The sequence below is a fragment of the Polaromonas sp. P4_F6 genome (genome assembly GCF_056401275.1).
The window spans coordinates 107,103-132,377 of the sequence record NZ_JBFUJQ010000004.1 but is presented as its reverse complement, the minus strand read 5'-3'; the positions used below and the strand labels follow the sequence as shown (position 1 = coordinate 132,377).

Genomic DNA, 25,275 nt, shown 5'->3' with positions numbered 1-25,275 from the left:
TTTCTCGCCCCACTATGATGTCAGGCTGCGAGAAAAACATGCCCACCCCGACCAAACCCGCCTCATCCCGCCCTAAAACCGCCCCGTCCGGCAAATCCGGCAAGCCGCTCAGCCCCGCCGACTACCTGAAAAAAATTCTGACGGCACGTGTCTACGACGTGGCCGTGGAGTCCAGCCTCGAGCCCGCCAGGAACCTGAGCCTGCGCCTGAAAAACACCGTGTTGCTCAAGCGCGAGGACCAGCAGCCGGTGTTCAGCTTCAAGCTGCGCGGCGCCTACAACAAGATGGCCCATTTGAGCCCGGCGCAACTCAAGAAAGGCGTGATCTGCGCCTCGGCCGGCAACCACGCGCAGGGCGTGGCGCTCAGCGCGCAAAAGCTGGGCGCGCGCGCGGTCATTGTCATGCCCACCACCACGCCGCAGCTCAAGGTCGACGCGGTCAGGGCCTGGGGTGGCGAAGTCGTGCTGCGCGGCGACAGCTATTCGGACGCCTACGGCCACGCAGTAGTCCTGGAGAAAAAGCAGGGCCTGACCTTTGTCCATCCCTTTGACGACCCCGACGTCATCGCCGGCCAGGGCACGATCGCGATGGAAATCCTCATGCAGCTGCAAAGCCTGGGCTCCAGCCGGCTGGACGCCGTATTCGTGGCCATAGGCGGCGGCGGGCTGATCTCCGGCGTGGCCAACTACATCAAGGCCGTGCGCCCCGAGATCAAGGTCATAGGCGTGCAGACCAACGACTCCGACGCCATGCTGCAGTCCGTTGACGCCAAAAAACGCGTCACCCTCAGCGATGTCGGCCTGTTCGCCGACGGCACGGCCGTCAAGCTGGTGGGCGAGGAAACCTTCCGCATCAGCCGCGAGCTGGTCGATGAATTCATCACCGTCGACACCGACGCGGTCTGCGCCGCCATCAAGGACGTGTTCGTCGACACGCGCAGCATCGTCGAGCCTTCGGGCGCGATGGCCGTGGCCGCCGTCAAGCAGTACGTGGCCACCCACAAGACCAAGGGCGAGACCTACGCGGTAATTCTGTGCGGCGCCAACATGAACTTCGACCGCCTGCGTTTTGTCGCCGAGCGCGCCGAAGTCGGCGAAGAACGCGAAGCCCTGTTCGCCGTGACGATTCCCGAAGAGCGCGGCAGCTTCCGCCGCTTTTGCGAAGTCATAGGCGAGCTGCCCGGCGGGCCGCGCAGCGTGACCGAGTTCAACTACCGCATCAGCGACGACGCCAAGGCCCATGTCTTCGTGGGTCTCACCACCTCGGCCAAGGGCGAGAGCGGCAAGATCGCCGCCAATTTCTCGCGCCACGGCTTCAAGACCCTGGACCTCACGCACGACGACCTCGCCAAGGAACACATACGCCACATGGTGGGCGGGCACAGCGCCCTCTCCAGGGACGAGCGCCTGCTGCGCTTCATCTTTCCCGAGCGCCCCGGCGCGCTGATGAAGTTTCTCTCCAGCATGCGGCCGGGCTGGAACATCAGCCTGTTCCACTACCGCAACCAGGGCGCCGACTACGGCCGCATCCTGGTGGGCCTGCAAGTGCCCAAGGCCGACAACAAGGCCTTCAAGGAATTCCTCGACACCCTGGGTTACCCCCACGTCGAGGAAACCGCCAACCCGGTTTACCGGCTCTTCCTGCAAAGCTAGGGCACGCCGCCATGAACCCGCAAGGCGCACCCTCGGCAAGGCCCGCATCGGCCAACACCTCGGTGTGCCCGCGCTGCGGCGCCGGCCTGCGCTGCGGCATGGTGGCGGGCGATGCCGAATGCTGGTGCGTGCAACTGCCGCACGTCATGCCTGTCCCTGGTGAACGTCCCGCGCGCACGGAAGCCAGCGCGCCATCCTGCTACTGCCCCGCCTGCCTCAAGCTGATCACCGATGAACGCTCCCGACTCTCCAATCCTGCTCCTGCCCGCGATTGAGCCCATTGCCGACGCCTCGCTGGAGGCCAGGCTACGGCACAAGATAGCCCACAAGACCAAGCCGCTGGGCGCCCTTGGCCGGCTTGAAGACCTGGCGCTGCAACTGGGGCTGGTGCAGCAAAGTGAAGACATCTCGCTGCGCGAGCCGCAAATGGTGGTGTTCGCCGCCGACCACGGCATCGCCGCCGAAGGCGTTTCGGCCTACCCGCAGGCCGTCACCGTGCAGATGGTCGGCAATATGCTGGCCGGCGGCGCCGCCATCAATGTCTTCGCCCGCCAGCATGGTTTTGCCCTGCGGGTGGTGGACGCCGGCGTCGCGGCCGAACTCGCGCCGCACCCGCAGCTGCTGCCGCGCAAGATCGCGCACGGCACACGCAACAGCCGCCACGAAGCCGCCATGACGGCCGCGCAGGCGCGCGCCGCCCTGCAGGCCGGCATGGACATCGTGGGCCAGTTGCCCGGCAATGTCGTCGCCTTCGGCGAGATGGGTATCGCCAACACCTCGGCCGCCGCCCTGCTGTTCGCGCGCCTGGCCGGCGTCGGCATTGATGAGGCCACGGGCCGCGGCACCGGGCTTGACGATGCCCAGCTCGCGCACAAACGCCAGGTACTGGCCGATGTCCTGGCTTGCCACGCCGGCGCCACCGATCCTCTTGCTGCGCTGGCCGCCCTGGGCGGCTTTGAAATCGCCATGATGGCCGGCGCCATGCTGCAGGCCGCGAGCGAGCGCCGCATGGTGCTGGTTGACGGCTTTATCGCCGGCGCGGCCGCGCTGGTCGCCCGAACCCTGGCGCCCGCCGCGCAGGACTACATGGTGTTTTGCCACCGCGGCGACGAACACGGCCATCGCCTTCTGCTGGCCCACCTGAAGGCCAGCCCGCTGCTGGACCTGGGCCTGCGCCTGGGCGAAGGCACGGGCGCGCTGCTGGCCTGGCCGCTGCTGCAGTCGGCAGCCAATTTCCTGGGCGAGATGGCCAGCTTTGAGTCCGCCGGCGTGAGCGGCAAGGAAGGCGCGTAAACCGCCATGGGCGCCGTATGACCGCCATTGCCCAGTTCGTGCGCGAGTATTTGCTCGCCGTGCAGTTCTTCACCCGCATCCCCATCACCGGGCGGCTGGCCGAATGGGTGGGCTACAGCCCCGAGATGCTGCGCGCCAGCGCGGGGCACTTCCCGGGTGTCGGAATCCTGGCCGGCGCCTTCGCCGCCGCCATGTACGCCCTGGTGCAGGCCCTGTTGCCCGACACCACCTTCACGCCGCTGGTGGCCGCCGTGCTGTCCACCGCCGCCACCGTGCTGCTGACCGGGGGCTTTCATGAGGACGGCCTGGCCGACACGGCAGACGGCCTGGGCGGCGGCCACGACAGGGAGCACGCGCTGCAGATCATGAAAGATTCGCGCGTGGGCGCTTTCGGCGCTATGGCGCTGGTGCTGGCCGTGCTCGCCAAGGTGTCCCTGCTGGCCATACTCGGCTCGGTCGAAGGCGCGCCCACCGGCTGGGAGGAAGCGCCCTTCGCCGGCTGGTACATCTGCGCCGCGCTGTGGACGGGCCACGTCGTCTCGCGCGGCCTGCCGCTGCTGCTGATTTACCTGCTGCCGCATGTGGGCGACACGGCCGCCTCCAAATCCAAACCCCTGGCCGACCAGATTGCGCCGGGCGCCCTGCTGATCGGCTTTGCCTGGTGTTTTGTGGCCCTGGCCCTGGCCGCCCTGGCATTGGACGCCCTGAACCTCATCGTCGCCTGCAGCTTTGCCCTCCTGGCCTTGCTGTGGATGGGGCGGATGTTCAAGCGCCGGCTGCAGGGTTTTACCGGTGACTGCCTGGGCGCCACCCAGCAGGTCTGCGAGATCGCTTTTTATTTCGGCCTGGCCATCAGCCTATGACCATGACTGGCGCTGCTGCCACAGCACGTCCAGCACGTACTGCGTCGCGCGTTCCACCGGGCCCGCCCGGTGCGCAATACCCAGCGACCGCCACAGCACGGGGCGCAAGGGCAGCATGCGGATGCGCGGATCAAGCGGCGTGGCGGACGATGCCTCGTGCGGCAGCAGCGTGGCACCGTAGCCGGCGGCCACCAGGCTCTTGATCGCATCGTTGTAGTTGAGCTGGATGCGCGCCTTGGGGTGCTCCCCCGCCAGCGCGAACCACTCAGCGCCCAGCCGCGACAGGCTGGTGCCCACATCGTTGAGGATCAGGGGCTGGGCCGCCAGCCACTTCGGCGTGGCGCGCTGGGGTGCGGCCCAGGACGACGGCACGAAGGCCATCACCGGATCCCGCCGCCAGGGCTGCACCTTCACCCCTTGCACCGCCGCCTGCGGCAGCGCCACCAGGCCCAGGTCGAGCGACCCGTTCGCCAGGCGCGCCATGGTGTCCTGCGAAGTGAGCACGGCCACCTGCACGTCGATGCCGGGATGGTTTCGGCCCAACACCTCCAGGGCCTGCGGCAGCAAGTGGGCAATCGCGCCCGTGGAGGCGCCCAGCCGCACCCGGCCCGCCAGCCCCTGCACCTGCCGCTGCACCACCTCCATGGCCTCGTCCGCATCGGCCAGCAGGCGCCGCGCCCGCTCGACCAGCGCCTCGCCCACACCCGAAGGCCGCACTTCGCCGCGCTTGCGCACCAGCAGGGGGGCGCCGCACAGCGCTTCCAGGTCGGCGATGTGCAGGCTCACCGTGGGCGCGGCCAGGTGCAGCACACGCGCCGCTTCGGCGAACGAGCCCAGTTCTGCGATGGTGACCAGCGTGCGCAGCCGGTCCAGGTTGAGTTCGCGCATGATGTTCAGTAAACCTGATGTTGGTGTTTATGAAATTCAACTTTTCAAATTCTACGGTGTCGCGGAAGATTTGCTCCTTCTTTCTTTGGCTTGAGCCATTCACCCCACCAGGAGCAACACATGGGCGCACCCCTTGTTTTCATCGACGGCGACCAGGGCACCACCGGCCTGCAGATCCACGAACGCCTGCGGGGCCGAAACGACCTGCGCCTGCTCACGCTGCCCGAGCAGGACCGCAAGGACCCGGTGCGCCGTGCGCAGGCCATCAATGCCTGCGACATCGCGCTGCTGTGCCTGCCGGACGGGCCCGCGCGCGAAGCGGCGGCCTCCATCGTGAACCCGGCCGTGCGTGTGATCGACGCCAGCTCCGCGCACCGCACCGATCCGCAGTGGGTCTACGGATTCCCGGAGATGGGCGCGCAGCAGTCCCGGCTCATCGCCAGCGCGCGGCGCGTCAGCAATCCCGGCTGCTACCCCACGGGCGCCATCGCCCTGCTGCTGCCGCTGGTGAAGGCCGGCCTGGTGCCCGCCGGCCATCCGCTGGCGATCCATGCGGTGTCGGGCTATTCCGGCGGCGGCCGCGCGCAGGTGGACGCGCATGAAGCCGCGGGCGCATCGCCTGCAGCCACGTTCCAGGTCTACGGCCTGGGGCTGGCCCACAAACACACCCCAGAGATCCAGGAGCACGCAGGCCTGGCACAGCGGCCTTTCTTCCTGCCGGCTTACGGCTCCTTCCGCCAGGGCATCGTGCTCACGATCCCCTTGCTGCTGCGGCAGCTGCCGGCGGGCCTCACCGCCGACCAGTTGCACGCCTGCCTGCAGCAGCACTATGAAGGCGCCGCATACGTGGAGGTGATGGCGCAAAAAGACGTTGAGGCCACGCAGCACCTGGACCCGCAGGCACTCAACGGCAGCAACCAGCTGCGGCTGGCCGTGTTCGCCAACCCGCAGCACGGGCAGGTGCTGCTGGCCGCCGTGTTCGACAACCTGGGCAAAGGCGCCTCGGGTGCGGCCGTGCAAAACCTTGACCTGATGCTGCAGCACGCGGCTTAGCGCTTAAACAGCACGGCAGGTTCGGCAAGGGATGCCCGCGGATGGCAGGCTCCCGCAAGCAGTTCCAGAGGTGAGCCCGCAGTGGCGCGGGGGCTTGCCGTGCCAGTGCCGCTCTAGAATAGGCCATGGGGCATGGCGGGCCCCATCGCACGCCACGCACTGCCTCACGCCCCAGCCCCCTTCCATGACCACCGCATCACTTCCCTCCATGACCAAGGCAGCCAGCAAGCCATGAAGCTCTGGCTGGCCCGCCACGCAACGCCGCTGGTTGACGCCGGCATCTGCTACGGCAGGCGGGACGTGGCGGCCGACACCGCGGCGACCGCCGAATGCGCGCAGACGCTGGCACAGTTGCTTCCCGCCGGCATCCGCGTCGTCCATTCCCCTTTGCAGCGCTGCGCGCAACTGGCGCAAGCCTTGTCTGGACTGCGGCCCGACCTGGCCTGCACCAGCGACCCGCGGCTGCAGGAGATGGACTTCGGCGCCTGGGAAGGCCGCGCCTGGCAAGACATCGCCCCCGCCGAGCTGCGGGCCTGGACGGACGGCTTTGCCGGATATGCCGCGGGCGGCAGCGGCGAAAGCACCAGCCAGTTCATGGCGCGTGTCGCCTCCGCCTTTGACGAATTGCAGGGCCAGTCCGACACGCTGTGGATCACCCACGCCGGTGTCATACGCGCTGCGGAACTGATTGCGCGTGGTGTGCGTCAGATCAAGCAAGCCAGCGATTGGCCAGTAGAAGCACCGGCCTACGGCCAATGGTGCACACTCGAACTAACACCCCCTTCCTAAAACCCAGACAAGGCACAAAAAAATGGCAGCAACCCTGGATGGTCAGCTCGTGGTGGCGATTTCGTCGCGCGCGCTGTTTGATTTTGAGGAAGAAAACCAGGTCTTTGAAAGCGGCATGGCGGCCGCGCCGCCGCCCGGCGTCAAAAAAGACGCGGCTTACATGAAGCTGCAGCTCGAACGCCTGGACGTACCGGCCAAGCCCGGCGTGGCTTTTTCGCTGGTCAAAAAGCTGCTGGCCTTCAACGACGCGCCCGAAAGCGCCGGCGAGGCCGCCAGCCCGGCGGCCCCCGCGCAGCGTGTGGAAGTCGTGATCCTCTCGCGCAACGACCCGGTATCCGGCATGCGCGTGTTCCGCTCGGCCCAGCACTACGGCCTCAAGATAGAGCGCGGTACCTTCAACCGCGGCGAAGCGCCCTGGCGCTACCTCAAGCCGCTGCACGCCAACCTGTTTTTGTCGGCCCACCTGAGCGACGTGCGCGACGCGCTGGCCGCGGGCGTGCCGGCCGCGCAGGTCTACCCGCATTCGGTGCGCGCCAGCGACGCCCATCCCAACGAAGTGCGCATCGCCTTCGACGGCGACGCGGTGCTGTTCTCGGACGAGGCCGAGCGCGTGTTCCAGGCCCAGGGCCTGTCCGCCTTCCAGCAGCACGAGCGCGACAAGGCTTCGCAGCCGCTGCTGGCCGGCCCCTTCAAGCCCCTGCTCGAAGCGCTGCACCGGCTGCAGCAGGCCGGCACCTCGCGCATGCGCATACGCACCGCGCTGGTCACCGCGCGCAGCGCCCCGGCACACGAGCGCGCCATCCGCACGCTGATGGAATGGAACATCGAGGTCGACGAGGCCATGTTCCTGGGCGGCCTGGCCAAGGGCGAGTTTTTGCGCGAATTCGAACCCGACTTCTTTTTTGACGACCAGACCGGCCACGTGAATTCCGCCGCCCAGCATGTGCCCTCGGGCCATGTGGCCAGCGGTGTGTCCAACCAGATTTCCTGAGCCGCGAAAGAGCCTTCATGAATCCATCCAGCCTTTTTGCCAAATTCAACAATTTCTGGCGTTTTGCAGGCCGCATAGGTGCACTCGCCGCGCCCTATTTCCGGTCCGAAGAAAAATGGAAGGCTCGCCTGCTGCTGGTGGCCATCGTGCTGCTCAATTTGGGCACGGTCTATATGGCAGTGCAGTTCAATGACTGGTACCGCGTGTTTTACGACGCACTTGAAAAGCGCGACCAGCTTGTCTTCTGGCAGCAGATGGGCCGGTTCACCTATCTCGCTTTCGGAGCGATCATCATCGCCGTCTACAAGTTCTACCTGACCCAGTTGCTGCAAATGCGCTGGCGCGCCTGGATGACACGCGACTACCTGCGCCGCTGGCTGTCTCACCATGCCTTCTACAAGATGGAACTGGCGCGCTATTCCGCGGCCACCGACATCAACGCCAGTCCCGACAACCCGGACCAGCGTATCCAGGAAGACGTGCACTCGTTCACCACCTCCACGATCACACTGAGCATGGGCCTGCTCAATGCGGTCGTGACGCTGGTCAGTTTTGTCGGCCTCCTCTGGGTTCAGTCGGGCCCGCTGGCCTTCAGCCTGGGCGGTAGCAGCTACTCCATCCCGGGTTACATGGTCTGGGCCGCAGTGGCCTACTGCCTGGTCGGCAGCGTGCTGGCGCATTACGTCGGGCGGCCACTGATCAAACTCAACTTCATGCAGCAGCGCTACGAGGCCAACCTTCGCCACCACCTGGTGCGGGTGCGCGAGTACAGCGAATCCATCGCGCTCGACCACGGCGAGGCGGTGGAGCGCGGCCAGCTCGACGGGCGCTTCACGACAGTCCTTGCGAACTACCTGAACCTGATACGCGCCAACAAAAAACTCATCTGGTTCCAGAGCTTCTTCGGCCAGGCGGCTCTGATCTTTCCCTTCCTGGTCGCGGCACCCCGCTTCTTCAGCGGCGCGATCCAGCTCGGCCAGCTGATTCAGATTTCCTCGACATTCGGCAAGGTTCAGGACTCGCTCAGCTGGTTTGTGGACAACTACGACAACCTCGCCAGCTGGCGTGCGACAACAGATCGCCTGACCAGTTTCGAAGACAGCATGATCGCGCAGACACAGGACAATGAGGCGCTGGTCACCACCCCATCCACCGAGCTTGAGTCCACAGGCCTCAAACTGGCGCTGCCCACAGGCGCCGTGCTGCTGGCGCAGACCTCGTTGAAGGCGCACACCGGCGACCACATCCTTCTGAAAGGCCCCTCGGGCAGCGGCAAGTCCACCTTGTTCCGCGCCTTCGCCGGCATCTGGCCTTTTGCCAGCGGCAGCATCGCCAAACCCGGCAACGCCATGTTCATCCCGCAGCGCCCCTATTTCCCCAACGGCTCGCTGCGCGATGCGCTGGCTTATCCGGAACCCGCCACAGCCTACAGCGATGACGCCCTCAGGCAGGCGCTTGAGGAGGCCCTGCTGCCCGACCTGGCGGCGCGGCTTGACCAGGAAGACGCCTGGAGCCAGAAGCTTTCGGGCGGCGAGCAGCAGCGCCTGGCGATCGCGCGCGTGCTGCTGAAAAAGCCCAAATGGATCTTCGCCGATGAAGCCACCAGCGCACTCGACGAAGCCGCCGAAAAGACGCTGTATGAGCGTTTGCTCGCGCTCGTCAAATCGTCGGGCGGCGCCATCATCTCCATTGCCCACCGGCCCAATGTGGCGGCCTTCCACGACAGGCAGTGGACGCTGGAGAAGCAGCCGCCGGGCTCAAATGCCCTGTACACCCTGACGGCCAGCCAGATCCCCCAAGGAAGCGCCGCGCATGCCTGAGGAAATGTCCAGGCCGCCCGCGCCGGAGCCCGCCGACCTCTCCGCCTGGGCGCCCATCAAGCGCCCGGTGTTCCGCATGCTGTGGAGCACCTGGCTGGTCGCCAACATCTGCATGTGGATGAACGACGTGGCGGCCGCCTGGATGATGACCTCCATGACCACCTCGCCGATCTGGGTGGCGCTGGTGCAGTCGGCCTCCACCTTGCCGGTGTTCCTGCTGGGCCTGCCCAGCGGCGCGCTGGCCGACATCCTGGACAGGCGGCGCTACTTCATCATGACGCAGTTCTGGGTGGCCGTGGTGGCCACGCTGCTCTCCATCACCGTGATCTCGGGCGTGATGACGCCGCCGCTGCTGCTGGCGCTGACTTTTGCCAACGGCGTGGGCCTGGCGATGCGCTGGCCGGTGTTCGCCGCCATCGTGCCCGAACTCGTGCCGCGCGTGCAGCTGCCCGCCGCGCTGGCGCTCAACGGCGTGTCCATGAACGCCTCGCGCATCGTCGGCCCGCTGGTGGCCGGCGCGCTGATCGCCGGCGCCGGCACCGAATACGTTTTTGTGCTCAACGCCGTGCTGTCGGTGATCTCGGGTTTTGTCATCATGCGCTGGCGCCGCGACCACGCGCCCAGCCCGCTGGGGCGCGAGCGCCTGGTCAGCGCCATGCGCGTGGGCCTGCAGTTCGTCGGCCAGTCGGCGCGCCTGCGCTCGGTGCTGCTGCGCATCGCCATCTTCTTTTTCCATTCCACCGCGTTGCTGGCGCTGCTGCCGCTGGTAGCGCGCGGCCTGCACGGCGGCGACGCCGGCACCTTCACCTTGCTGCTGGCCTCCATGGGCGCGGGCGCCATCGTGGCCGCGCTCAACCTGCCGCGGCTGCGCCAGATGATGCCGCGCGATGTGCTGGTGATGCGCGCCACGCTGCTGCAGTCGGCCTCCATGGCCGCCATGGCGTTTGCGCCCAATGCCTGGGTGGCGGTACCGGCCATGGTGCTCAACGGCATGGCCTGGATCACCTGCGCGAATTCGCTCAGCGTGTCGGCCCAGCTCGCCCTGCCCGACTGGGTGCGCGCCCGCGGCATGTCCATGTACCAGATGGCCATCATGGGCGCCAGCGCCGCCGGCGCCGCGCTGTGGGGCCATGTGTCCACCCTGAGCAGCGTCTCCACCGGCCTGCTGGTCGCCGCCGCCAGCGGCACGGTGGTGATGCTGGTGGCGCAGCGCCTGGTGTCCGACCTCAGCATCGAGGAGGACATGACGCCCTCGCGCCAGTTCAAGGCGCCCGTGGCCGAAGAGCCGCCCGGCGTGGGCAATGTGGTGGTGACGATTGAATACCTGATAGACCCGGCGCGCGCCGACGACTTCCGCGCGCTGATGCAGGAAAGCCGGCGCAGCCGTTTGCGCCAGGGCGCGCTGGAATGGGAACTGCTGCGCGATGTGAACAAGCCGGGACGTTTTGTCGAGCAGATCGTCGACGAATCATGGACCGAGCACCTGCGCCGCTTCGACCGCGTCACCGCCAGCGATGTGGTGCTGCGCGAGCGCAAGCTGGCCTTTCATATCGGCGAGGAGCCGCCGGTTGTGACGCGCTGCGTGATAGACAGCCTGTGAAGATAAGCCCCCACGCTCCCCCACTGCGTGTGGGTCGCTGCCCCCCGAGGGGGCCGCCCGCCTGCGGCCCGGCAAAGCCGGTTCCGCGGCTCATGCTGGGTTGAAGAGTTCAGCGAGCACAACCAGTTGGGGCCGCGGGACTGGCTTTGCCAGACCGCAGGCGCCGCCCCCTTGAGGGGGGAACAGGCTACACGGAGTGAGCCTGGACGGGGGTGGTCTTATACCGCTCGAACCCTCTGGCTCGTAGCTCGCAAGCCGGGCAAGTCCCGCAACCATAACCCCAGGCATGCCGGTGCACCCGGTCGCCCAGGTAGCAGGTATGGGTGTGCTCCACGATCAGCTTCACCAGCGCTTCGCCGCCTTGCGGCTGGCCCGATTTTTCGCCGATCTCATGCGCGAGCCGCCAGGTGTCGGCCTTGTCTATCCACATCAGCGGGGTTTCGATCAGGAAACGCTTGTCCATGCCCAGCGACAGCGCCAGCTGCATGGCCTTGATGGTGTCGTCGCGGCAATCGGGGTAGCCCGAAAAATCGGTTTCGCAGACACCGGTGACCAGCACCTGCAGGTCGCGCCGGTAGGCCAGCGCCGCCGCCAGCGTAAGGAACAGCAGGTTGCGCCCCGGCACAAAGGTGTTGGGCAGGCCCGAGCTTTCCATCTTGAAGGCCACGTCGCGGGTCAGCGAGGTATCGCTGACCTGGCCCAGCACCGCCAGGTCCAGCAAATGGTCTTCGCCAAGCTTGTGGGCCCACTGCGGAAACTGCGCCTTGATTTCACGCAGCACATTCAGGCGCGCCTCCAGCTCCACCTTGTGGCGCTGGCCGTAGTCAAAAGCCACGGTTTCGACACGTTCGTATTTGGACAGCGCCAGGGCCAGGCAGGTGGTGGAATCCTGCCCGCCGGAAAACAGCACAAGTGCGGATGTATGCATGCCAATCGCCTCCTTGCCGCGCTTAGATCAGCTTTCGCTTCGCCAGGCTTTGCATCAGCGCCGAGATGCCGAAGGTCCAGGGTGCGGCCTTGTCGGAGGTGGTCACGCGGTTGACCAGGCTGCCCAGCTGCGGCGTGGCCACCGTCACCAGGTCGCCCACCACATGGGTAAAGCCCTGGCCGGGACCGTGGCGGTCCTGCGTGGGCGCGAACATGGTGCCCAAAAAAAGCATGAAGCCGTCGGGGTACTGGTGGTTGGCGCCTATGGCCTGGGCCACCAGGTCCAGCGGGTCGCGGCTGATCTTGCTCAGCGAGCTGCCGCCTTTCATTTCAAAGCCCTCGGTGCCGGTGACCGTCATGTTCAGGTCGCTGCGGCGCACGTGCTCAATGTTGAATTTGTCGTCGAACAGGCGGATGAAAGGGCCAATCGCGCAGGAGGCGTTGTTGTCCTTGGCCTTGCCCAGCAGCAGCGCGCTGCGGCCTTCGAAGTCGCGCAGGTTGACGTCGTTGCCCAGCGCCGCGCCCACCGTCTCGCCGCGCGAATTGACGGCCAGCACGATCTCGGGTTCGGGGTTGTTCCAGTGGCTGTGCGGGTGTATGCCCACTTCGGCGCCCGTGCCCACCGCGCTCAGCGGCTGGCTCTTGGTGAAAATTTCGGCGTCGGGGCCTATACCCACTTCCAGGTACTGCGACCACACGCCCTGGGCGATCAGCACCTCCTTGAGCTTGTCGGCTTCGGGCGAGCCAGGCTGGATGCTGCTGAGGTTGTCGCCGATCACGCCGACCACCGCCTTGCGCACCGCCTCGGCCTTGCTGGCGTCGCCGCGCGCCTGCTCCTCGATCACACGCTCCAGCATGGAGGCCACAAAGGTCACGCCGGCCGCCTTGAGCGCCTGCAGGTCGCAGGGCGCCAGCAACCAGGGCAGCGCGGGCTTGCGCGCATCGGCCGCCGAATTGGCCAGCACCTCGGCCGTGCCCGCCAGGCGCGGTAGCGAAGGCGCGGCTGCGCGCACGGCCTTGGCCACGCCGGGCAGTTCGAGCAACTGGCTGGCCGTCGGTGCCACGCTGGACAGGTCGAACACGGACTCGGGCGTGACCAGTGCCAGCACCGGCCCCGTGCCCTCCACCCATACGCGCCCCACCAGCAAGGCGTCGGCGGCATCAACAGGCAAGGCGGAAGCAAGGCTCAGGGAGTTTTTCATGGTGGTAAGAGAAGAAGTGCGCCCAAAAACCGGGCTGAAGCCGCCAATACTACAGGGACTGCAAAGAGATGGGCAGCCGCCGGCGCCGCTACACTGAAATGCCCGTGCCGCCGCAGGCCGCCCACTCCCTCCTCTACCCGACAGCCATGCCCCTCACCCCTGAACAGATCACGCAAGCCGCCACGGAACTGGCCGCCCGGCGCAACAGCGGCAAACCCGGTGCCCGCCTGCCCGAAAGCTGCCGCCCGCTGGAACTCGAAGACGCCTGGCAGCTGCAGCTTGCCGTCACCCGCAGCCTGGGCCAGGCCATAGGTGGCTGGAAGGCCTCGCCGCCCAGCCCCGGCAAACTCGTGGTGGCGCCGATTTACCAGCCCGCCATCAGCCGCGCCGCGGTGTGCAGCGTGGCTTTTCCGGCGGACCGAGACCTGGGCAGCGTGAAGGTCGAACCCGAGCTGGCCTTTGTGCTGGCCAAGGATTTGCCCGCGCGCGCGCAGCCCTATACCGAGGCCGAGATTGACGCGGCCGTGGGCAGCGTGCATGCGGCCCTCGAGATCTGCGCGAGCCGCTATGCCGACTCCGCGGGCCTGCCCTTTCCAGAGATGCTGGCTGACGGCCTGGTCAACAACGGCCTGTGGCTGGGGCCCGAACTGGCGGCGCCCGAGGCCGCGGCCTTTGAACTGGGCTGGCAGGCCGGCGATGAGCCCCGGCAAACCGCCCAGGCCCGGCACCCCAACGGCGACCCGCGCGCGCCGCTCTACTGGCTGGCGAATTTTCTGCGCGAACGCGGCCTGGGCTTGCAGGCCGGCCAGGCCGTCATCACCGGTTCCTATGCCGGTGTGCTCACGGCGCCGGTCGGCCAGGTCCTCAAATTCGACTACGCGGGCTTGGCCCGTTTTGAGCTGGAATTCCGCAGGGGCTAAGCGCTTTCCCCAGGTGCTGGGTATATAGGGCAGGAAATGGCCGGCCTCGATGCCGCGCCTTGTTAAGCTGGCGGCCTACTCTTTTTCCAGCGGAGACAGCCCATGCAAGCCCTGCACCACCAGCAATTCCTGAAACTCCACCAGACCGGCAGCCTGCTGCTGTTGCCCAATGCCTGGGATGCCGCCAGCGCGAAGATTTTTGAGGCATCCGGCGCCAGCGCCGTCGCGACCAGCAGCGCCTCGCTGGCGTGGGCCTGCGGTTATGCCGACGGCGGCGCGCTACCGCCTGAAGAATTGCTGCACGCCGTCGGCAACATCACGCGCGCGCTGAAAGTGCCGCTGACGGTAGACATGGAAGACGGCTACAGCGCCCACCCGGCTGAGGTGGGCCGGCTGGCCGCCGAACTTGCGGGCAAAGGCGCCGTGGGCATCAACATCGAAGACGGCAGCGATGCACCCGCGCTGCTGGCGGGCAAGATAGGCGCCATACGCGCCGCGCTCAAAGGCAAGCCGCTGTTCATCAACGCCCGCACCGACGTTTACCTGCGCCGGCTCAAGGTCGAAGGCAGCCCGGCCCAGGCCAGTATTGAGCGCCTCAAGCTCTACCAGGCGGCCGGCGCCGACGGGGCTTTTGTACCCGGCCTCACGGCCCTGCCCGAGGTGCAGGAAATCAGCGCGGCCGTCAGCATGCCGCTGAATGTGATGGCCATGCCCGGGTTGCCGGCCGTCGCCGCGCTGCAAGCGGCCGGCGTGCGGCGCCTCAGCGTGGGCCCCGCCCCTTTCCAGGTGGCGTATGAACATGCCAAAACCAGCGTCGAGGCCTTGCTCAGGCAGGACCTGTCGCCGCTGCAGGGCCCCAAGCTGGATTATTCGGCGATGAACGCCCTGCTGGCGACCGACCGCTGATTCCAGGCGCCGCTCCCGCTGCCATCGCCTGAATCCGCCGGGGTTCAGGCGATTTTTCATTGGTGGGGGTCTTTTTTGGGGCCAGGCGTCACAAACGGCAAGGCAGGATCGTCAATACGGTGTGACACCCAACTTTTAAGTTTTTTTAAAGGAAACCACCATGACTGCCACCATCGCTACCACCGCCAACACCGCCCCCGTCCGTATCGACCTCGCCATTCCCGAGGTTTTCCCCACCCTGCTCAAGGCCAGTGAAACCATAGGCAGCCTGGGCCTGGACAAAAAGCTGCACCACCTGATCCATCTGCGCGCCTCGCAAATCAACGGCTGCGCCTTTTGCGTGAAGATGCACCTGCGCGAAGCGCGTGAAGACGGCGAAACCCAGGACAGGCTGGACCGCCTCGTCGTCTGGGCCCATGTGAACGACTTCAGCGAAGCCGAAAAAGCCGCGCTGGCCTGGACCGAAGCGCTGACCGAGCTTGACCACAAGACCGACTACGCCAGCCTGCGCGGCCGCCTGCGCGCCTCCTTCAGCGACAGGGAAATCGGCGCGCTGACCGCTACCATTGGCATGATCAACCTCTGGAACCGCATCCAGGTTTCGGCACACTAAGGTTCATCATGGCTACTGACATCGACCCGACCGCCGTGTTTGAAGAAAGGCGCAGGCATTTGTTCGGCTTGGCCTACCGCATCCTCGGTTCGCGGGCCGATGCCGAAGATGCCGTGCAGGACGTGTTCATCAAATGGCTGGCGGCCGACCATGCCAGCATCGCGACGCCGGCCGCCTGGCTCACCACCCTCTGCACACGGCACTGCATAGACATGCTGCGCGACGCCCAGCGCAGCCGGGTCGACTATGTCGGCACCTGGCTGCCCGAGCCGATCCAGACCCGCACCGACGAAACGCCGGAAACGCATGCGCTGCTGGCCTCATCCTTGAGCATGGCTTTTTTGCTGCTGCTGGAGCGGCTCACGCCCAAGGAGCGCGCCGCCTACCTCCTCTACGAGATTTTTGACACGCCCTACCCGCAGATCGCGGAGATGCTGGACATGGAAGAGGCCGCCTGCCGCAAGCTGGTGTCGCGCGCCAGCGTCAACATCGCCCAGGGCAAGGTGCGGCACGTGACGCCGCCCCAGGTGCAGGACGGCCTGCTCAACGCCTTTCGCGAAGCCATCACCGCGGGCAGCACCGAGGCGCTCGCCAGCCTGCTCTCGGACGACATCGCCGTCTGCGCCGACAGCGGCGGCAAGGTCAGTTCCATCGAAGGCGTTTTTCAGGGCAAGGGCAGCGTGCTCACGCTCATCAGCACCCAGCTGGCGCGCTACTGGGCCGCCTACGAGTGGCTGCCCTGCGAGATCAACGGCGGCCACGCCATCCTGCTGCGCGCGAACAACGGCGAGATCGCCGCGGCCATCACCTTCGCCTACAACGAGGAAGGCAAGGCCACCAACATCTACATCATGCGCAACCCCGACAAGCTCGACGGCCTGGCCTTCGGGCCCGAGGCCGTGGCCTAGGGCGTCCATGGCCGGGGCGCGTCAGACCAGCCCCAGGTCCCTGGACTTGATGCCGGCAAAGATTTGCTCGGTCTGCGCCGGACCCAGTCCGTACAACCGAGCCATCAGCCCTCCCAGCACCGCACGGTAGTCGTTCAGCACCTGGAAGTCGCGGTTCTGAAACAGCGAAGGCGCATCGACCTTGAGCTGTTCGCCGGCGATCTTGCCGCCGCGCAGGCCGCCGCCCAGGACCCAGTACACCGTGCCATGGCCGTGGTCGGTGCCGCGGTTGCCGTTCTGGCGGAAGGTGCGACCGAACTCGCTGAGCACCACCACCGTCGTGTCTTTCCACATCGCCCCCATTTCACTGGCATAGGCCGCCAGGCCGCGGCCGAGTTCGTCAAAACGCCCGGCCAGGTAACCGGTGCCCGCGCCCTGGTTCACATGCGTGTCCCAGCCGCCCACGTCGACAAAGCCGATGCTGTAGCGCTCTTTCATCAGCCGCGCGATGCGCCGCGACTCCAGCTCAAACCCCTTGGCGGAAATGGCGTTGCGGTTGGCCGCGTCCATTTCCGCGGACATCTCGCGCATCACTTCGTCGCGCACCATGAATCCCTCGTTTACCGCCGACGCCAGCGCGGTGTTCTGGTACATGGCGGAAATGATCTGGCTCTGGCGAACATCGAGCGAGGGCTTGGCGATGGCCTTGAGCGCCGTGTTGGGTACACGCGCCGTGCCCTGGAACACCAGCGGCAACTGGTCGGTGAAAGCCATGGGCTCGGCGCCGCGCAAGGTGGCGGCCAGCCGGTTCAGGAAACCCGAGCGGTAGTTCCTGCTCTGCTCCAGCGGCTGGCCCAGCTCGATGCTGTCCTGTGTTTCAAAGTGGCTGCGCGAGGTGTCGGGCGTGCCGGCAAACGGGATGAACGCCGCCTCGCCTTTCTGGAACATCGGGTAAATGCTCTCCCGCAAGGCCGGATGCAGGCCCCAGTCGCCGTCAAGGGGCAACGCGGTGTTCTGCTCGGCCGACGGCTTGGGGATCGCGATGTCACGCCGCGCCTCGTAATAAAAGCTGCTGCTTACCGGCACCAGCAGGCTGGCCGCGTCATAGCCGCCGCGCAAAAACACCAGCAGAAAGCGCGGCTGGCCGCTGCCCGCCGCAAACAAGCGGCCGCCCGCCAGCGACATGGCGCCGGCGCCCGCGGCTTTGACAAGATCGCGTCTGTTCATGGGGCAATTCCTTTCAGCGGTTCATCATCTCGGGAGACGACAGCAAAAAAGTGTTCCATTCCTGCGGCGAGGCGGCCTGCTCCAGCGCCTTGCGTGTGGCCGGGCTCAGGGTTTTGGCCACCGACTGGTAATACAGCGCATTGGCAAGCTGCGGAAAGGCCGCGCGCTCCACCGGCTGCGGCCCCTCGGTCTTGAAGAGCCCGGCGTTGCCCGAGCCGATCGCCTTGGCAATCTCAAAACGCGTGGCCATCTGGCCCGGGCTGGCCCAGGCCGATTCAGCCAGGGAGTAGCCATCGGGGGTCTGGCGGCCATACAGCGGCTCGCCCATGCGATTGAGCCAGTTCATGATGGGCCCGGCATTGAGGATGGGCTTGTCGTCATAGGCCATGCGCACGGCGGAAATCACGTAATGCATGGGGTCTTTGAACTTGCGGCCGGCGCCCTGCGCGAACTCGCTGGAGCCCAGCAGCGTTTTGAGCGTGGCGGCGATGTCCCCGTCGCTGCGCTGGAAGGTCTGGCTCATGCGGTCCACCAGCGCCGGCGGCGGCGCATCCGCCAGCCAGTACTGCGCCAGCTTGCGGCTGATGTAGCGGGCCGTGGCCGGGCTGCGGGCGAGGCGGTCGATGGCTTCGTCCACCTCAGGCAGGCCTTTGGCGGTGATGGGCTTTCCCAACAGTTGCTTGGCGCCAAAATCATGCCGCGCCGGGTTGAACTCGAACAGCCCGCGGCGCACATAAAACGCCTGCAGTTCGGGTTTCAGTGTTGGGTTGTTTGCCTGCAGGTTGATGCCCACACCCGTCAGCACACGGGCCAGCTCCTGCACGTCGTGCTGGCTGTACCCCCCGTCCACACCCAGTGTGTGCAGCTCCATCAGCTCGCGCGCGAAGTTTTCGTTGATGCGGCCGGCGGCGTTCTGCTCATTGTCCAGGTAGCGCAGCATCACCGGGTGGTACACCACCGCGCGCAGCAGTTCGCTGAACTTGCCCAGCGCCCTGGGCCGCACCGCCGTCTCCTCGTAGTCGCCCAGCATGGGACGGATGTTGCTCTTGTAAAGGTGAACGCTGAAGTGGTTCATCCAGAACCAGGTCATCTGCTCCTGCACCTGGTTGCTGGAATACAAGGCCCGCAGCACATGCCGCGTGGCGGCCTCACGCCCCAGGCGGTTCATCTCGGCCTGGAAGCCCTGCTGGGCCGCTTTTTTTTCCTCATCATTGGCCAACGCATTGGCCTCCTTGTTGCGCTGCTCCAGTTCCTGCACCAGCGCCACAATGGGCCGCTGGCTGATCGTCATGGCGCCGATCTGCGCCGCCACCGCCTCAGGCAGCTTCGCCGCGCCGGGGTGAAGCTGCTCAGCCAGGTAGGCGTCAAACCCTTTGGGGGCGATCTGCTCCACCGACGAAGGAGAGGCGCCCCAGGTCACGCGGTTGACCCACAGGTAGCCGTCAGCTGTGGCAGTCTGTCGGCCTTTATCCGATGTATCCGCGCCGGGCGCCGCGCAACCGGCCAGTGTCAGGGCCAGAGCCAGGCAGGCCAGGCTGCGGGGGGAAAATCGGGGAATGGGGTGCTGGGTCATAGGTCACGAATCTTGTCACAGCGGCCAACAACGGCAGCCCATCCCTGAACAACGCCTCAGCAGGCCGCGGCGACTACGCCGGCTTCAGCTCGTCGCTGTAACAACACGTGCCGCGGCTGCGCCCCGTGCAGCCCACCCGCGGGCATCAAAAAAGCCGCCTATTTTTTGCCACGCAGCGCGTCAATGCCCCAGGCGCCGCCGCCCGCGGCGGCCATGAACAGGAAAACAAAGCAGAACAGCACGGCCGACTCGCCGCCGTTGAGCATGGGCGAGAGCACAAAACCCTTGGAGGCATGGCCGATGAAATAGGCAAATGCCAGCAGGCCCGACAGCACAAAGGCCACGGGCCGCGTGAACAGGCCGACCAACAGCAGCGCGCCGCCAAAGAGTTCCAGGATGCCGGCAAAGCCGATCAGCGACAGCACCTGCAGCCCGTCGAAATAGGCCACATGGGGAAAGCCCAGCAGCTTGGCCGTGCCATGTTGAATAAGCAAATAAGCCGAAACAATGCGAAGCACCGACAGCGCGCGCGACGTGAGTTGTGGGTTGTTGTTGGCAAACGCCATGGGTATCCTCCGTTAAAAGAATGTGTGACGGAGCCAGGCTGAAAAAGTTCAGCGGGCGAGTCAGAAAGTTCCCAGCCGCCTCAACGCGCAGCCGGCGCCGCGCTTTTTTCGGCCAACAGCTGCACCAGGTGCTGGCGTATCGCCGAGGTGATGTGCTCGCGCTTGCCCTGCTCCAGCATGCCGATCAGCCGCGTCGGGGGCCGGCCCGGCAGCGGCAGCACGCGCAGCAGCGCGTCATTGGCCCAGTCGGCGTTCTTGACGTGCGGCACGATGGTGACGCCCACGTTCTGGCGCACCAGCTCGATGATGGCCGACAGCGAGCTGAGTTCCAGGAAATCCTGCGGGGCCAGGCCCAGCTTGCGCAAGGTCTGCTCTATGCGTATGCCGCTGGGCGTGCGCCTGTCAAAGCGCAAAAAGGGTTGCTCGCGCAGCAGTTTTTTGAAGTCGCTGCCCGGCGGCGCGACCTGCGAACTCGCGACCACCGTCAGCGGCTCGGTGTACAGCGGCGTCCAGCGCATGCCCTTGCGCTCCAGCGGCGAGTCGTCGACAAAGATGGCCGCGTCGAGTTCGCCGCTTTGCACGCTGCGCGCCAGGCCGCTGGATTCCTGCATGACCAGGCGCACATTGAGGCGCGGGTACAGCGGCTTCATGCGCACCACGGTATTCGAGAGCAGGCCCATGGCCGTGACGATGGAGCCCACCGTCACGGTGCCGGCGATCTCGCCCTCGCCCTCCAGTCCCTCGCGCATCTGGTCGTAGTAGCCAATGATTTTTTCGGCATGCGCGACCAGCGCGCGGCCGGCGTCGGAGAGCACCACGCCGCGCCCGGATCGTTCAAACAGCACGGTCTTGAGCTCGGTCTCCAGCGCGCGCATTTGCACCCCGACCGCCGCCTGCGTCAGCGCGACCCGGTCGGCCGCCGCGGCGAAGGAGCCGCCGTGCGCCACGACCAGAAAGGTCCTCAGGAAACGTATGGTGCTCAAGAAGAATGGGCCTCAATACAAAAGAATAACTTTATCATCTCAAAACATAATATAGATATATTTTTTAAACTGGATGGAGAACAATCCGCCTTAACAGGCTTGTGTGACGGACAGATGTCTTGCCCACCCACGCTTGCAGCGCGGCCTGCAACAGGCCGCTTTCGAGTCTTATTTGTGGGTGATGATGTGTATGCCTGAAGTGCTCCCAGCGAATGCCGCAACGGCTTCAACCCTGTCTTTCGGCGAAAAACGGGCGGCGGCGATTTACGACCTGGGCCACAGCACGATTTTTGCGTCGCGCACCGACCCGCGCTTTTCCTATTGCACTTATGCGCCGCCGCATTTGCATGAGTCCAAACAGCCCATGCAACTGGTGGTCGTGGTGCACGGCACGGGCCGCGCTTTCACCGAATACCGCGACGCCTTTGCTGCCTTCGCCAAGTGGAACGACTGCATCGTGCTGTGCCCGCTGTTCCCGGCCGGCCCGCAGGGCGACGGCAACCGCGACGGCTTCAAGCACCTGCGCGAGGCCGACATCCGCTACGACCAGATCCTGCTGAGCATGGTCGACGAGGTGGCGGTGAAGTTCGGCTGCGATTTCTCGAAATTCGCGCTCTTCGGTTATTCCGGCGGCGGCCAGTTCGTCAACCGCTTCGGCCTGCTGCACCCCGAACGCCTCTGGGCCCTGTCCATAGGCGCGCCGGGCTCGGTCACGCTGATAGACCCTGACCAGGACTGGTGGGTCGGCGTGCGCGATTTTGAAAAGCGCTTCGGCAAAGCCCTGAACCTGGCCGCGCTCAAGGCATTGCCGGTGCACATGGTGGTCGGCAAGGCCGACATGGAGACCTGGGAGATCACCCACCGCGAAGGCGGCAAATTCTTCATGCCCGGCGCCAACGACGCGGGGCGTACACGCCCCGAACGGCTGGAGACTTTGCGCCAGTCCTTCGCGAAGGCCGGTGTGAACGTCACCCTGGACCTGGTCGACAACGTCCCCCACAACGGCCTTGCCTGCGTAGACACGGTGCAGGACTTCTTCGCAGGCGTGCTCAGCAACATGCGCAGCAAGGCGCCCAAGGCCTGACCATGCTACGTTTCGCGCTGGCCCGCCTGGTGATGGCGATACCGACCCTGCTGATCGTGGCGGTCGCGGTGTTTGTGCTGATACGGCTGATTCCCGGCGACCCGGCCCAGCTGCTGCTGGGAGACCTGGCCGACCCGGTGCGCCTGGCCGACCTGCGCGCCCAGCTCGGCCTGGACAAAAGCTGGCCGGTGCAGTTCGGCATCTGGGGCCGCCATGTGCTGGGCGGCGACCTGGGCGTGTCCATCACCACCGGCGAGCCGGTGCTGCAGCTGGTGCTGAGCCGCTTTGCGGTCAGCGCGCAAATCGTGCTGGTGGCGGTGTTCTTCGCCACCCTGGTCGCGGTGCCCGCCGGTATGATCGCCGCCTGGAAGCAAAACCGCCTGCCCGACCTGATGCTGGTCGGCGCGGCCACCTTGCTGGTCTCGATTCCCACCTTCTGGCTGGGCCTGTTGCTGTTGCTGTTTTTCGGCCTCAAGCTCGAATGGCTGCCGGTGGTCGGTTATGTCTCGGTCATGAACGACTGGAAGTCCGGCCTGCTTTACCTCTTGATGCCGATACTCACGCTGTTCCTGCATGAAATCGGCGTGCTGATCCGCATGGCCAGGGCCAGCACGCTGGAGGTGCTGCGGCTGGACTACATCACCCATGCGCGTGCCAAGGGCCTGTCCGAGCGCGCCGTGCTGGTGCACCACGCCTTTCGCAACTCCTTCGGCCCGACCTGGACCCTGATAGGCCTGGTGCTGGGCAACCTGCTGGGCGGCGTGGCCGTGGTTGAGACCGTGTTCACGATTCCCGGCCTGGGCCGCCTGCTGGTCGATGCCATCTTTGCGCGCGACTATCCGGTGATCCAGGGCTGCCTGCTGCTGGTGGCCGTGATCTATGTGGTCACCAACCTGGTGATTGACCTCTGCTATCCGATCTTCGACCCCAGGGTGCTCGCGGAATGAAAAAGTTTTTAAGCCCGCAGGCGCTGATAGGCCTGGCCATCGTGGGCATCATCCTCGCGGCGGCCGTCCTGGCCTTCTTCTGGACGCCGCACGAGCCGCTGAAGATCAACTTCATGGCGCGCCTCAAACCGCCCAGCGGCACTTACTGGCTGGGCACCGACGAGTTCGGCCGCGACGAACTCTCGCGCCTCATGGCGGGCGCCTCCAACAGCATGTGGATCAGCTTTCTCACCGTGCTGTTTTCCATCACCGTGGGCACGGCCATCGGCGTGTTGACCGGCTTTGTGCGCGGCTGGACCGACCGCATCATCATGGCCTTCATCAACGCCCTGCTGGCCTTCCCCGGCCTGCTGCTGGCGCTGGCGCTGCTGGCGGTGTTCGGCGCCAACAAGTACGGCATCATCCTGGCGCTGGGCCTGGCCTACACGCCCTCCGTCACGCGCATCGTGCGCGGCACGGTGATGTCGCTGCGGGAAAAGGAGTTCATCGAATCCTCGCGCGTGCTCGGTAATTCGGAGCTCTACACCATGTTCCGCCACGTGCTGCCCAACTGCGTGGCGCCGCTCACGGTGCTGGCGACCTCGATGTTCGGCTGGGTCATCCTCGCGGAAAGCGCGCTGTCCTTCCTGGGCCTGGGCGTGCCGCCGCCGGCGCCGACCTGGGGCAATATGCTGGCCGCGGCCCGGCCCTTCATGGCGCAGGCGACTTACCTTTCCATCTTCCCGGGCCTGTGCATCGCGCTCACGCTGCTGGGCATCAATTTCCTGGGCGACGCGGTGCGCGACCTGCTGGACCCGCGCATGAGGGGCATCGAATGACGCAGCTGGTGGATGTCTCCGGCCTGAGCTTGTCCGTGGGCAAGGGCGGCCGCGAAATCGTGCGCAATGTGTCGTTTACCGTCGCGCCCGGCGAAATCGTCGGTATCGTCGGCGAATCCGGCAGCGGAAAGACCCAGGCGGCGCGCGCCATCATGGGCCTGACACCGCCGCCGCTGGTGCGCAGCGCCGGCCGCATTTTGTTTGAAGGCGAAGACATGGCGGCGGTGGGCGACGCGCGTTTGCGCAAGCTGCGCGGCGCGCGCATAGGCATGGTGTTCCAGGAACCCATGACTTCGCTGAACCCCTCGATGACGATTGGCCGCCAGCTCGACGAAGGCCTGGCCCTGCACCGGCCCGAGCTGTCGCCGGCCGCGCGCCGCGACAAGGCCCTGGCCATGCTCGCGCGTGTCGGCATCAGCGACCCGCAGGCCGCACTCAGCGCCTGGCCGCATGAATTTTCGGGCGGCATGCGCCAGCGCATGATGCTGGCCTCGGTCATGCTGCTGGAGCCGGCACTGCTGATCGCCGACGAGCCGACCACGGCCCTGGACGCGCTGGTGCAGCGCGACGTGCTGGAACTCATGGTCGGCCTCACGCGCGAACACAACACCGCCGTGCTGCTGATCAGCCATGACCTGCCCATGGTGGCGCGCTATACCCAGCGCATGATCGTCATGCAGCAGGGTGAGGTTGTTGAAGCCGGCGACACCGCCGCCATGCTGGCCGGCCCGCGGCAGGACTACACGCGCAAGCTGCTGGAAGCCATTCCGCGCCGGCAGGCCGCGCGCACGATTGCAGACGAACAGCCCGTCATCGAAGTGCGCAATCTCGTCATCGACTACCCCGGCAAGCGCAGCCTGTTCGCCAGGTCCGCCGCCAAGCGGGTGCTGCACGGCATAGACCTGGTGGTGCGCCCGCGCGAAATCGTCGCGGTGGTGGGCGGCTCGGGTTCGGGCAAGACCACCTTGGGCCGCGCCATTGCCGGCCTCATCAAGCCCACCGAGGGCGACATCCGTTTTCGCGGCCGTGCCATCACCCGCCGCGACGCGGGCTGGCTGGACTACCGGCTCAACTGCCAGATGGTGTTCCAGGACCCGTATTCGTCCCTCAACCCGCGCATGAGCATAGGCCAGCTGGTCGGCGAAGGCCTGCGCCTGGTGCCCGGCCTGTCTTCAGCCGAGAAGCAGACACGCGTCGCCAAGATGCTCGATGAAGTCGGCTTGCAGCCGCAGCATGCGGCGCGCTACGCGCATGAACTCTCGGGCGGCCAGCGCCAGCGCGTGGCGATTGCCCGCGCGCTGATACGCGAGCCGGCTTTTGTGATCGCCGACGAGCCGGTGTCGGCGCTCGACGTCACGGTGCGCGCCCAGGTGCTGGCCTTGCTGGCCGAGCTGCAGGAGCGCCACGGCTTTGCCTGCCTGTTTATCAGCCACGACCTGGGCGTGGTGGAGCAGGTGGCCGACCGCGTGGTCGTGATGCAGGCAGGCCGCATCATCGAACAAGGCAGCCGCGACGAGGTCTTCGACCATCCGCAGCATGCCTACACCCGCAAGCTGCTTTCCGCGATTCCCGCGCTGACGCCCACCGGCCAGGGCGGCATGCAGCTCAGGTGGCGTTTTGATGACGCCGATGCGACTGCCCCCCTGCACCCCCATCCCCTTCCGGCCTGATTT

24 protein-coding genes are annotated in these 25,275 nt (G+C 66.2%); 17 read left to right on the top strand and 7 right to left on the bottom strand.

Annotated elements, in window-relative coordinates; genetic code table 11:
- The first annotated feature begins 38 nt into the window (after positions 1 to 38).
- Genes ilvA through AC1DUN_RS12275 form a run of 4 tightly spaced genes read left to right on the top strand, consistent with a single transcriptional unit; the run spans position 39 to position 3,808 of the window.
- Complete coding sequence (gene ilvA, locus AC1DUN_RS12290; protein ID WP_477714201.1) at positions 39 to 1,652, top strand: threonine ammonia-lyase, biosynthetic; 1,614 nt, start codon at positions 39 to 41, stop codon at positions 1,650 to 1,652.
- A gap of 11 nt (positions 1,653 to 1,663) precedes the next feature.
- A complete protein-coding gene (locus AC1DUN_RS12285; RefSeq protein ID WP_477714200.1) occupies positions 1,664 to 1,927 on the top strand; it encodes a cysteine-rich CWC family protein in 264 nt (87 codons plus the stop codon).
- On the top strand, positions 1,884 to 2,945 hold the full coding sequence (cobT, locus tag AC1DUN_RS12280) for a nicotinate-nucleotide--dimethylbenzimidazole phosphoribosyltransferase (RefSeq protein WP_477714199.1): 1,062 nt from the start codon (positions 1,884 to 1,886) through the stop codon (positions 2,943 to 2,945). The genes AC1DUN_RS12285 and cobT overlap by 44 nt, the downstream gene beginning before the upstream one ends.
- A gap of 17 nt (positions 2,946 to 2,962) precedes the next feature.
- On the top strand, positions 2,963 to 3,808 hold the full coding sequence (locus tag AC1DUN_RS12275; RefSeq protein ID WP_477714198.1) for an adenosylcobinamide-GDP ribazoletransferase: 846 nt from the start codon (positions 2,963 to 2,965) through the stop codon (positions 3,806 to 3,808).
- Here the strand turns inward: AC1DUN_RS12275 and AC1DUN_RS12270 are convergent.
- A complete protein-coding gene (locus tag AC1DUN_RS12270) occupies positions 3,803 to 4,696 on the bottom strand; it encodes a LysR family transcriptional regulator (protein WP_477714197.1) in 894 nt (297 codons plus the stop codon). The two genes, AC1DUN_RS12275 and AC1DUN_RS12270, sit on opposite strands and share 6 nt — an antisense overlap.
- A gap of 120 nt (positions 4,697 to 4,816) precedes the next feature.
- Between AC1DUN_RS12270 and argC the strand changes: the two genes are divergently transcribed.
- From argC to AC1DUN_RS12245, 5 genes are all read left to right on the top strand, one after another.
- Complete coding sequence (gene argC, locus AC1DUN_RS12265; protein ID WP_477714196.1) at positions 4,817 to 5,749, top strand: N-acetyl-gamma-glutamyl-phosphate reductase; 933 nt, start codon at positions 4,817 to 4,819, stop codon at positions 5,747 to 5,749.
- A gap of 231 nt (positions 5,750 to 5,980) precedes the next feature.
- Positions 5,981 to 6,538, top strand: coding sequence for a histidine phosphatase family protein (locus AC1DUN_RS12260; protein WP_477714195.1), 558 nt, complete (start codon positions 5,981 to 5,983; stop codon positions 6,536 to 6,538).
- 22 nt (positions 6,539 to 6,560) lie between these two features.
- Positions 6,561 to 7,529 (top strand): 5'-nucleotidase, encoded by a 969-nt coding sequence (locus AC1DUN_RS12255; RefSeq protein WP_477660998.1) that lies wholly within the window; start codon positions 6,561 to 6,563, stop codon positions 7,527 to 7,529.
- A gap of 17 nt (positions 7,530 to 7,546) precedes the next feature.
- Positions 7,547 to 9,349, top strand: coding sequence for an ABC transporter ATP-binding protein/permease (locus AC1DUN_RS12250; RefSeq protein WP_477714194.1), 1,803 nt, complete (start codon positions 7,547 to 7,549; stop codon positions 9,347 to 9,349).
- Entirely contained in the window at positions 9,342 to 10,949 is a 1,608-nt protein-coding gene (locus tag AC1DUN_RS12245; RefSeq protein ID WP_477714193.1) for an MFS transporter, read from the top strand. The genes AC1DUN_RS12250 and AC1DUN_RS12245 overlap by 8 nt, the downstream gene beginning before the upstream one ends.
- Before the next feature lie 187 nt (positions 10,950 to 11,136).
- On the opposite strand, the gene queC is transcribed toward AC1DUN_RS12245, so the two are convergent.
- The gene (gene queC, locus AC1DUN_RS12240) at positions 11,137 to 11,877 is read right to left on the bottom strand and encodes a 7-cyano-7-deazaguanine synthase QueC (RefSeq protein WP_477714192.1); all 741 of its coding nucleotides are present in this window, start codon (positions 11,875 to 11,877) and stop codon (positions 11,137 to 11,139) included.
- Positions 11,878 to 11,899: 22 nt separating this feature from the next.
- Positions 11,900 to 13,078: a fumarylacetoacetate hydrolase family protein gene (locus AC1DUN_RS12235; protein ID WP_477714191.1), complete on the bottom strand. Its 1,179-nt coding sequence runs from the start codon at positions 13,076 to 13,078 to the stop codon at positions 11,900 to 11,902.
- Positions 13,079 to 13,224: 146 nt separating this feature from the next.
- Between AC1DUN_RS12235 and AC1DUN_RS12230 the strand changes: the two genes are divergently transcribed.
- The 4 genes from AC1DUN_RS12230 (at position 13,225) to AC1DUN_RS12215 (ending at position 16,425) form a co-directional block, all read left to right on the top strand.
- Complete coding sequence (locus AC1DUN_RS12230; RefSeq protein WP_477714190.1) at positions 13,225 to 13,998, top strand: fumarylacetoacetate hydrolase family protein; 774 nt, start codon at positions 13,225 to 13,227, stop codon at positions 13,996 to 13,998.
- Positions 13,999 to 14,100: 102 nt separating this feature from the next.
- Positions 14,101 to 14,904, top strand: a complete 804-nt coding sequence (locus AC1DUN_RS12225) for an isocitrate lyase/PEP mutase family protein (protein WP_477714189.1) — start codon at positions 14,101 to 14,103, stop codon at positions 14,902 to 14,904.
- A gap of 160 nt (positions 14,905 to 15,064) precedes the next feature.
- Positions 15,065 to 15,517: a carboxymuconolactone decarboxylase family protein gene (locus tag AC1DUN_RS12220; RefSeq protein WP_477714188.1), complete on the top strand. Its 453-nt coding sequence runs from the start codon at positions 15,065 to 15,067 to the stop codon at positions 15,515 to 15,517.
- Positions 15,518 to 15,525: 8 nt separating this feature from the next.
- Positions 15,526 to 16,425, top strand: a complete 900-nt coding sequence (locus AC1DUN_RS12215) for a sigma-70 family RNA polymerase sigma factor (RefSeq protein ID WP_477714187.1) — start codon at positions 15,526 to 15,528, stop codon at positions 16,423 to 16,425.
- Positions 16,426 to 16,446: 21 nt separating this feature from the next.
- Here the strand turns inward: AC1DUN_RS12215 and AC1DUN_RS12210 are convergent, their stop codons facing one another.
- The 4 genes from AC1DUN_RS12210 to AC1DUN_RS12195 all read right to left on the bottom strand — a co-directional run bounded on the left by AC1DUN_RS12210 (position 16,447) and on the right by AC1DUN_RS12195 (position 20,753).
- Complete coding sequence (locus tag AC1DUN_RS12210; RefSeq protein WP_477714186.1) at positions 16,447 to 17,631, bottom strand: DUF1501 domain-containing protein; 1,185 nt, start codon at positions 17,629 to 17,631, stop codon at positions 16,447 to 16,449.
- A 13-nt stretch (positions 17,632 to 17,644) separates the two neighbouring features.
- Positions 17,645 to 19,204, bottom strand: a complete 1,560-nt coding sequence (locus AC1DUN_RS12205) for a DUF1800 domain-containing protein (protein WP_477714185.1) — start codon at positions 19,202 to 19,204, stop codon at positions 17,645 to 17,647.
- 158 nt (positions 19,205 to 19,362) lie between these two features.
- Positions 19,363 to 19,770: a DoxX family protein gene (locus AC1DUN_RS12200; RefSeq protein WP_477714184.1), complete on the bottom strand. Its 408-nt coding sequence runs from the start codon at positions 19,768 to 19,770 to the stop codon at positions 19,363 to 19,365.
- An 80-nt stretch (positions 19,771 to 19,850) separates the two neighbouring features.
- Complete coding sequence (locus AC1DUN_RS12195) at positions 19,851 to 20,753, bottom strand: LysR family transcriptional regulator (protein ID WP_477714183.1); 903 nt, start codon at positions 20,751 to 20,753, stop codon at positions 19,851 to 19,853.
- 190 nt (positions 20,754 to 20,943) lie between these two features.
- Here AC1DUN_RS12195 and AC1DUN_RS12190 point away from each other — a divergent pair, with 190 nt between their 5' ends.
- From AC1DUN_RS12190 to AC1DUN_RS12175, 4 genes are read left to right on the top strand one after another with little or no spacing between them, the layout of a single operon-like run.
- The gene (locus tag AC1DUN_RS12190) at positions 20,944 to 21,837 is read left to right on the top strand and encodes an alpha/beta hydrolase (RefSeq protein WP_477714182.1); all 894 of its coding nucleotides are present in this window, start codon (positions 20,944 to 20,946) and stop codon (positions 21,835 to 21,837) included.
- A 2-nt stretch (positions 21,838 to 21,839) separates the two neighbouring features.
- Positions 21,840 to 22,784, top strand: coding sequence for an ABC transporter permease (locus AC1DUN_RS12185; RefSeq protein ID WP_477714181.1), 945 nt, complete (start codon positions 21,840 to 21,842; stop codon positions 22,782 to 22,784).
- Positions 22,781 to 23,602 carry an ABC transporter permease gene (locus tag AC1DUN_RS12180; protein ID WP_477714180.1) on the top strand — a complete coding sequence of 274 codons (822 nt, stop codon included), beginning with the start codon at positions 22,781 to 22,783 and terminating at the stop codon, positions 23,600 to 23,602. The genes AC1DUN_RS12185 and AC1DUN_RS12180 overlap by 4 nt, the downstream gene beginning before the upstream one ends.
- Positions 23,599 to 25,272, top strand: coding sequence for an ABC transporter ATP-binding protein (locus AC1DUN_RS12175; protein ID WP_477714179.1), 1,674 nt, complete (start codon positions 23,599 to 23,601; stop codon positions 25,270 to 25,272). The genes AC1DUN_RS12180 and AC1DUN_RS12175 overlap by 4 nt, the downstream gene beginning before the upstream one ends.
- The last annotated feature ends 3 nt before the right edge of the window (positions 25,273 to 25,275 follow it).

Coding starts and splice junctions, on each gene's coding strand:
- ilvA (WP_477714201.1), top strand. CDS start 39: ATGCCCACCCCGACCAAACCCGCCTCATCCCGCCCTAAAACCGCCCCG.
- AC1DUN_RS12285 (WP_477714200.1), top strand. CDS start 1,664: ATGAACCCGCAAGGCGCACCCTCGGCAAGGCCCGCATCGGCCAACACC.
- cobT (WP_477714199.1), top strand. CDS start 1,884: ATGAACGCTCCCGACTCTCCAATCCTGCTCCTGCCCGCGATTGAGCCC.
- AC1DUN_RS12275 (WP_477714198.1), top strand. CDS start 2,963: ATGACCGCCATTGCCCAGTTCGTGCGCGAGTATTTGCTCGCCGTGCAG.
- AC1DUN_RS12270 (WP_477714197.1), bottom strand. CDS start 4,696: ATGCGCGAACTCAACCTGGACCGGCTGCGCACGCTGGTCACCATCGCA.
- argC (WP_477714196.1), top strand. CDS start 4,817: ATGGGCGCACCCCTTGTTTTCATCGACGGCGACCAGGGCACCACCGGC.
- AC1DUN_RS12260 (WP_477714195.1), top strand. CDS start 5,981: ATGAAGCTCTGGCTGGCCCGCCACGCAACGCCGCTGGTTGACGCCGGC.
- AC1DUN_RS12255 (WP_477660998.1), top strand. CDS start 6,561: ATGGCAGCAACCCTGGATGGTCAGCTCGTGGTGGCGATTTCGTCGCGC.
- AC1DUN_RS12250 (WP_477714194.1), top strand. CDS start 7,547: ATGAATCCATCCAGCCTTTTTGCCAAATTCAACAATTTCTGGCGTTTT.
- AC1DUN_RS12245 (WP_477714193.1), top strand. CDS start 9,342: ATGCCTGAGGAAATGTCCAGGCCGCCCGCGCCGGAGCCCGCCGACCTC.
- queC (WP_477714192.1), bottom strand. CDS start 11,877: ATGCATACATCCGCACTTGTGCTGTTTTCCGGCGGGCAGGATTCCACC.
- AC1DUN_RS12235 (WP_477714191.1), bottom strand. CDS start 13,078: ATGAAAAACTCCCTGAGCCTTGCTTCCGCCTTGCCTGTTGATGCCGCC.
- AC1DUN_RS12230 (WP_477714190.1), top strand. CDS start 13,225: ATGCCCCTCACCCCTGAACAGATCACGCAAGCCGCCACGGAACTGGCC.
- AC1DUN_RS12225 (WP_477714189.1), top strand. CDS start 14,101: ATGCAAGCCCTGCACCACCAGCAATTCCTGAAACTCCACCAGACCGGC.
- AC1DUN_RS12220 (WP_477714188.1), top strand. CDS start 15,065: ATGACTGCCACCATCGCTACCACCGCCAACACCGCCCCCGTCCGTATC.
- AC1DUN_RS12215 (WP_477714187.1), top strand. CDS start 15,526: ATGGCTACTGACATCGACCCGACCGCCGTGTTTGAAGAAAGGCGCAGG.
- AC1DUN_RS12210 (WP_477714186.1), bottom strand. CDS start 17,631: ATGAACAGACGCGATCTTGTCAAAGCCGCGGGCGCCGGCGCCATGTCG.
- AC1DUN_RS12205 (WP_477714185.1), bottom strand. CDS start 19,204: ATGACCCAGCACCCCATTCCCCGATTTTCCCCCCGCAGCCTGGCCTGC.
- AC1DUN_RS12200 (WP_477714184.1), bottom strand. CDS start 19,770: ATGGCGTTTGCCAACAACAACCCACAACTCACGTCGCGCGCGCTGTCG.
- AC1DUN_RS12190 (WP_477714182.1), top strand. CDS start 20,944: ATGCCTGAAGTGCTCCCAGCGAATGCCGCAACGGCTTCAACCCTGTCT.
- AC1DUN_RS12185 (WP_477714181.1), top strand. CDS start 21,840: ATGCTACGTTTCGCGCTGGCCCGCCTGGTGATGGCGATACCGACCCTG.
- AC1DUN_RS12180 (WP_477714180.1), top strand. CDS start 22,781: ATGAAAAAGTTTTTAAGCCCGCAGGCGCTGATAGGCCTGGCCATCGTG.
- AC1DUN_RS12175 (WP_477714179.1), top strand. CDS start 23,599: ATGACGCAGCTGGTGGATGTCTCCGGCCTGAGCTTGTCCGTGGGCAAG.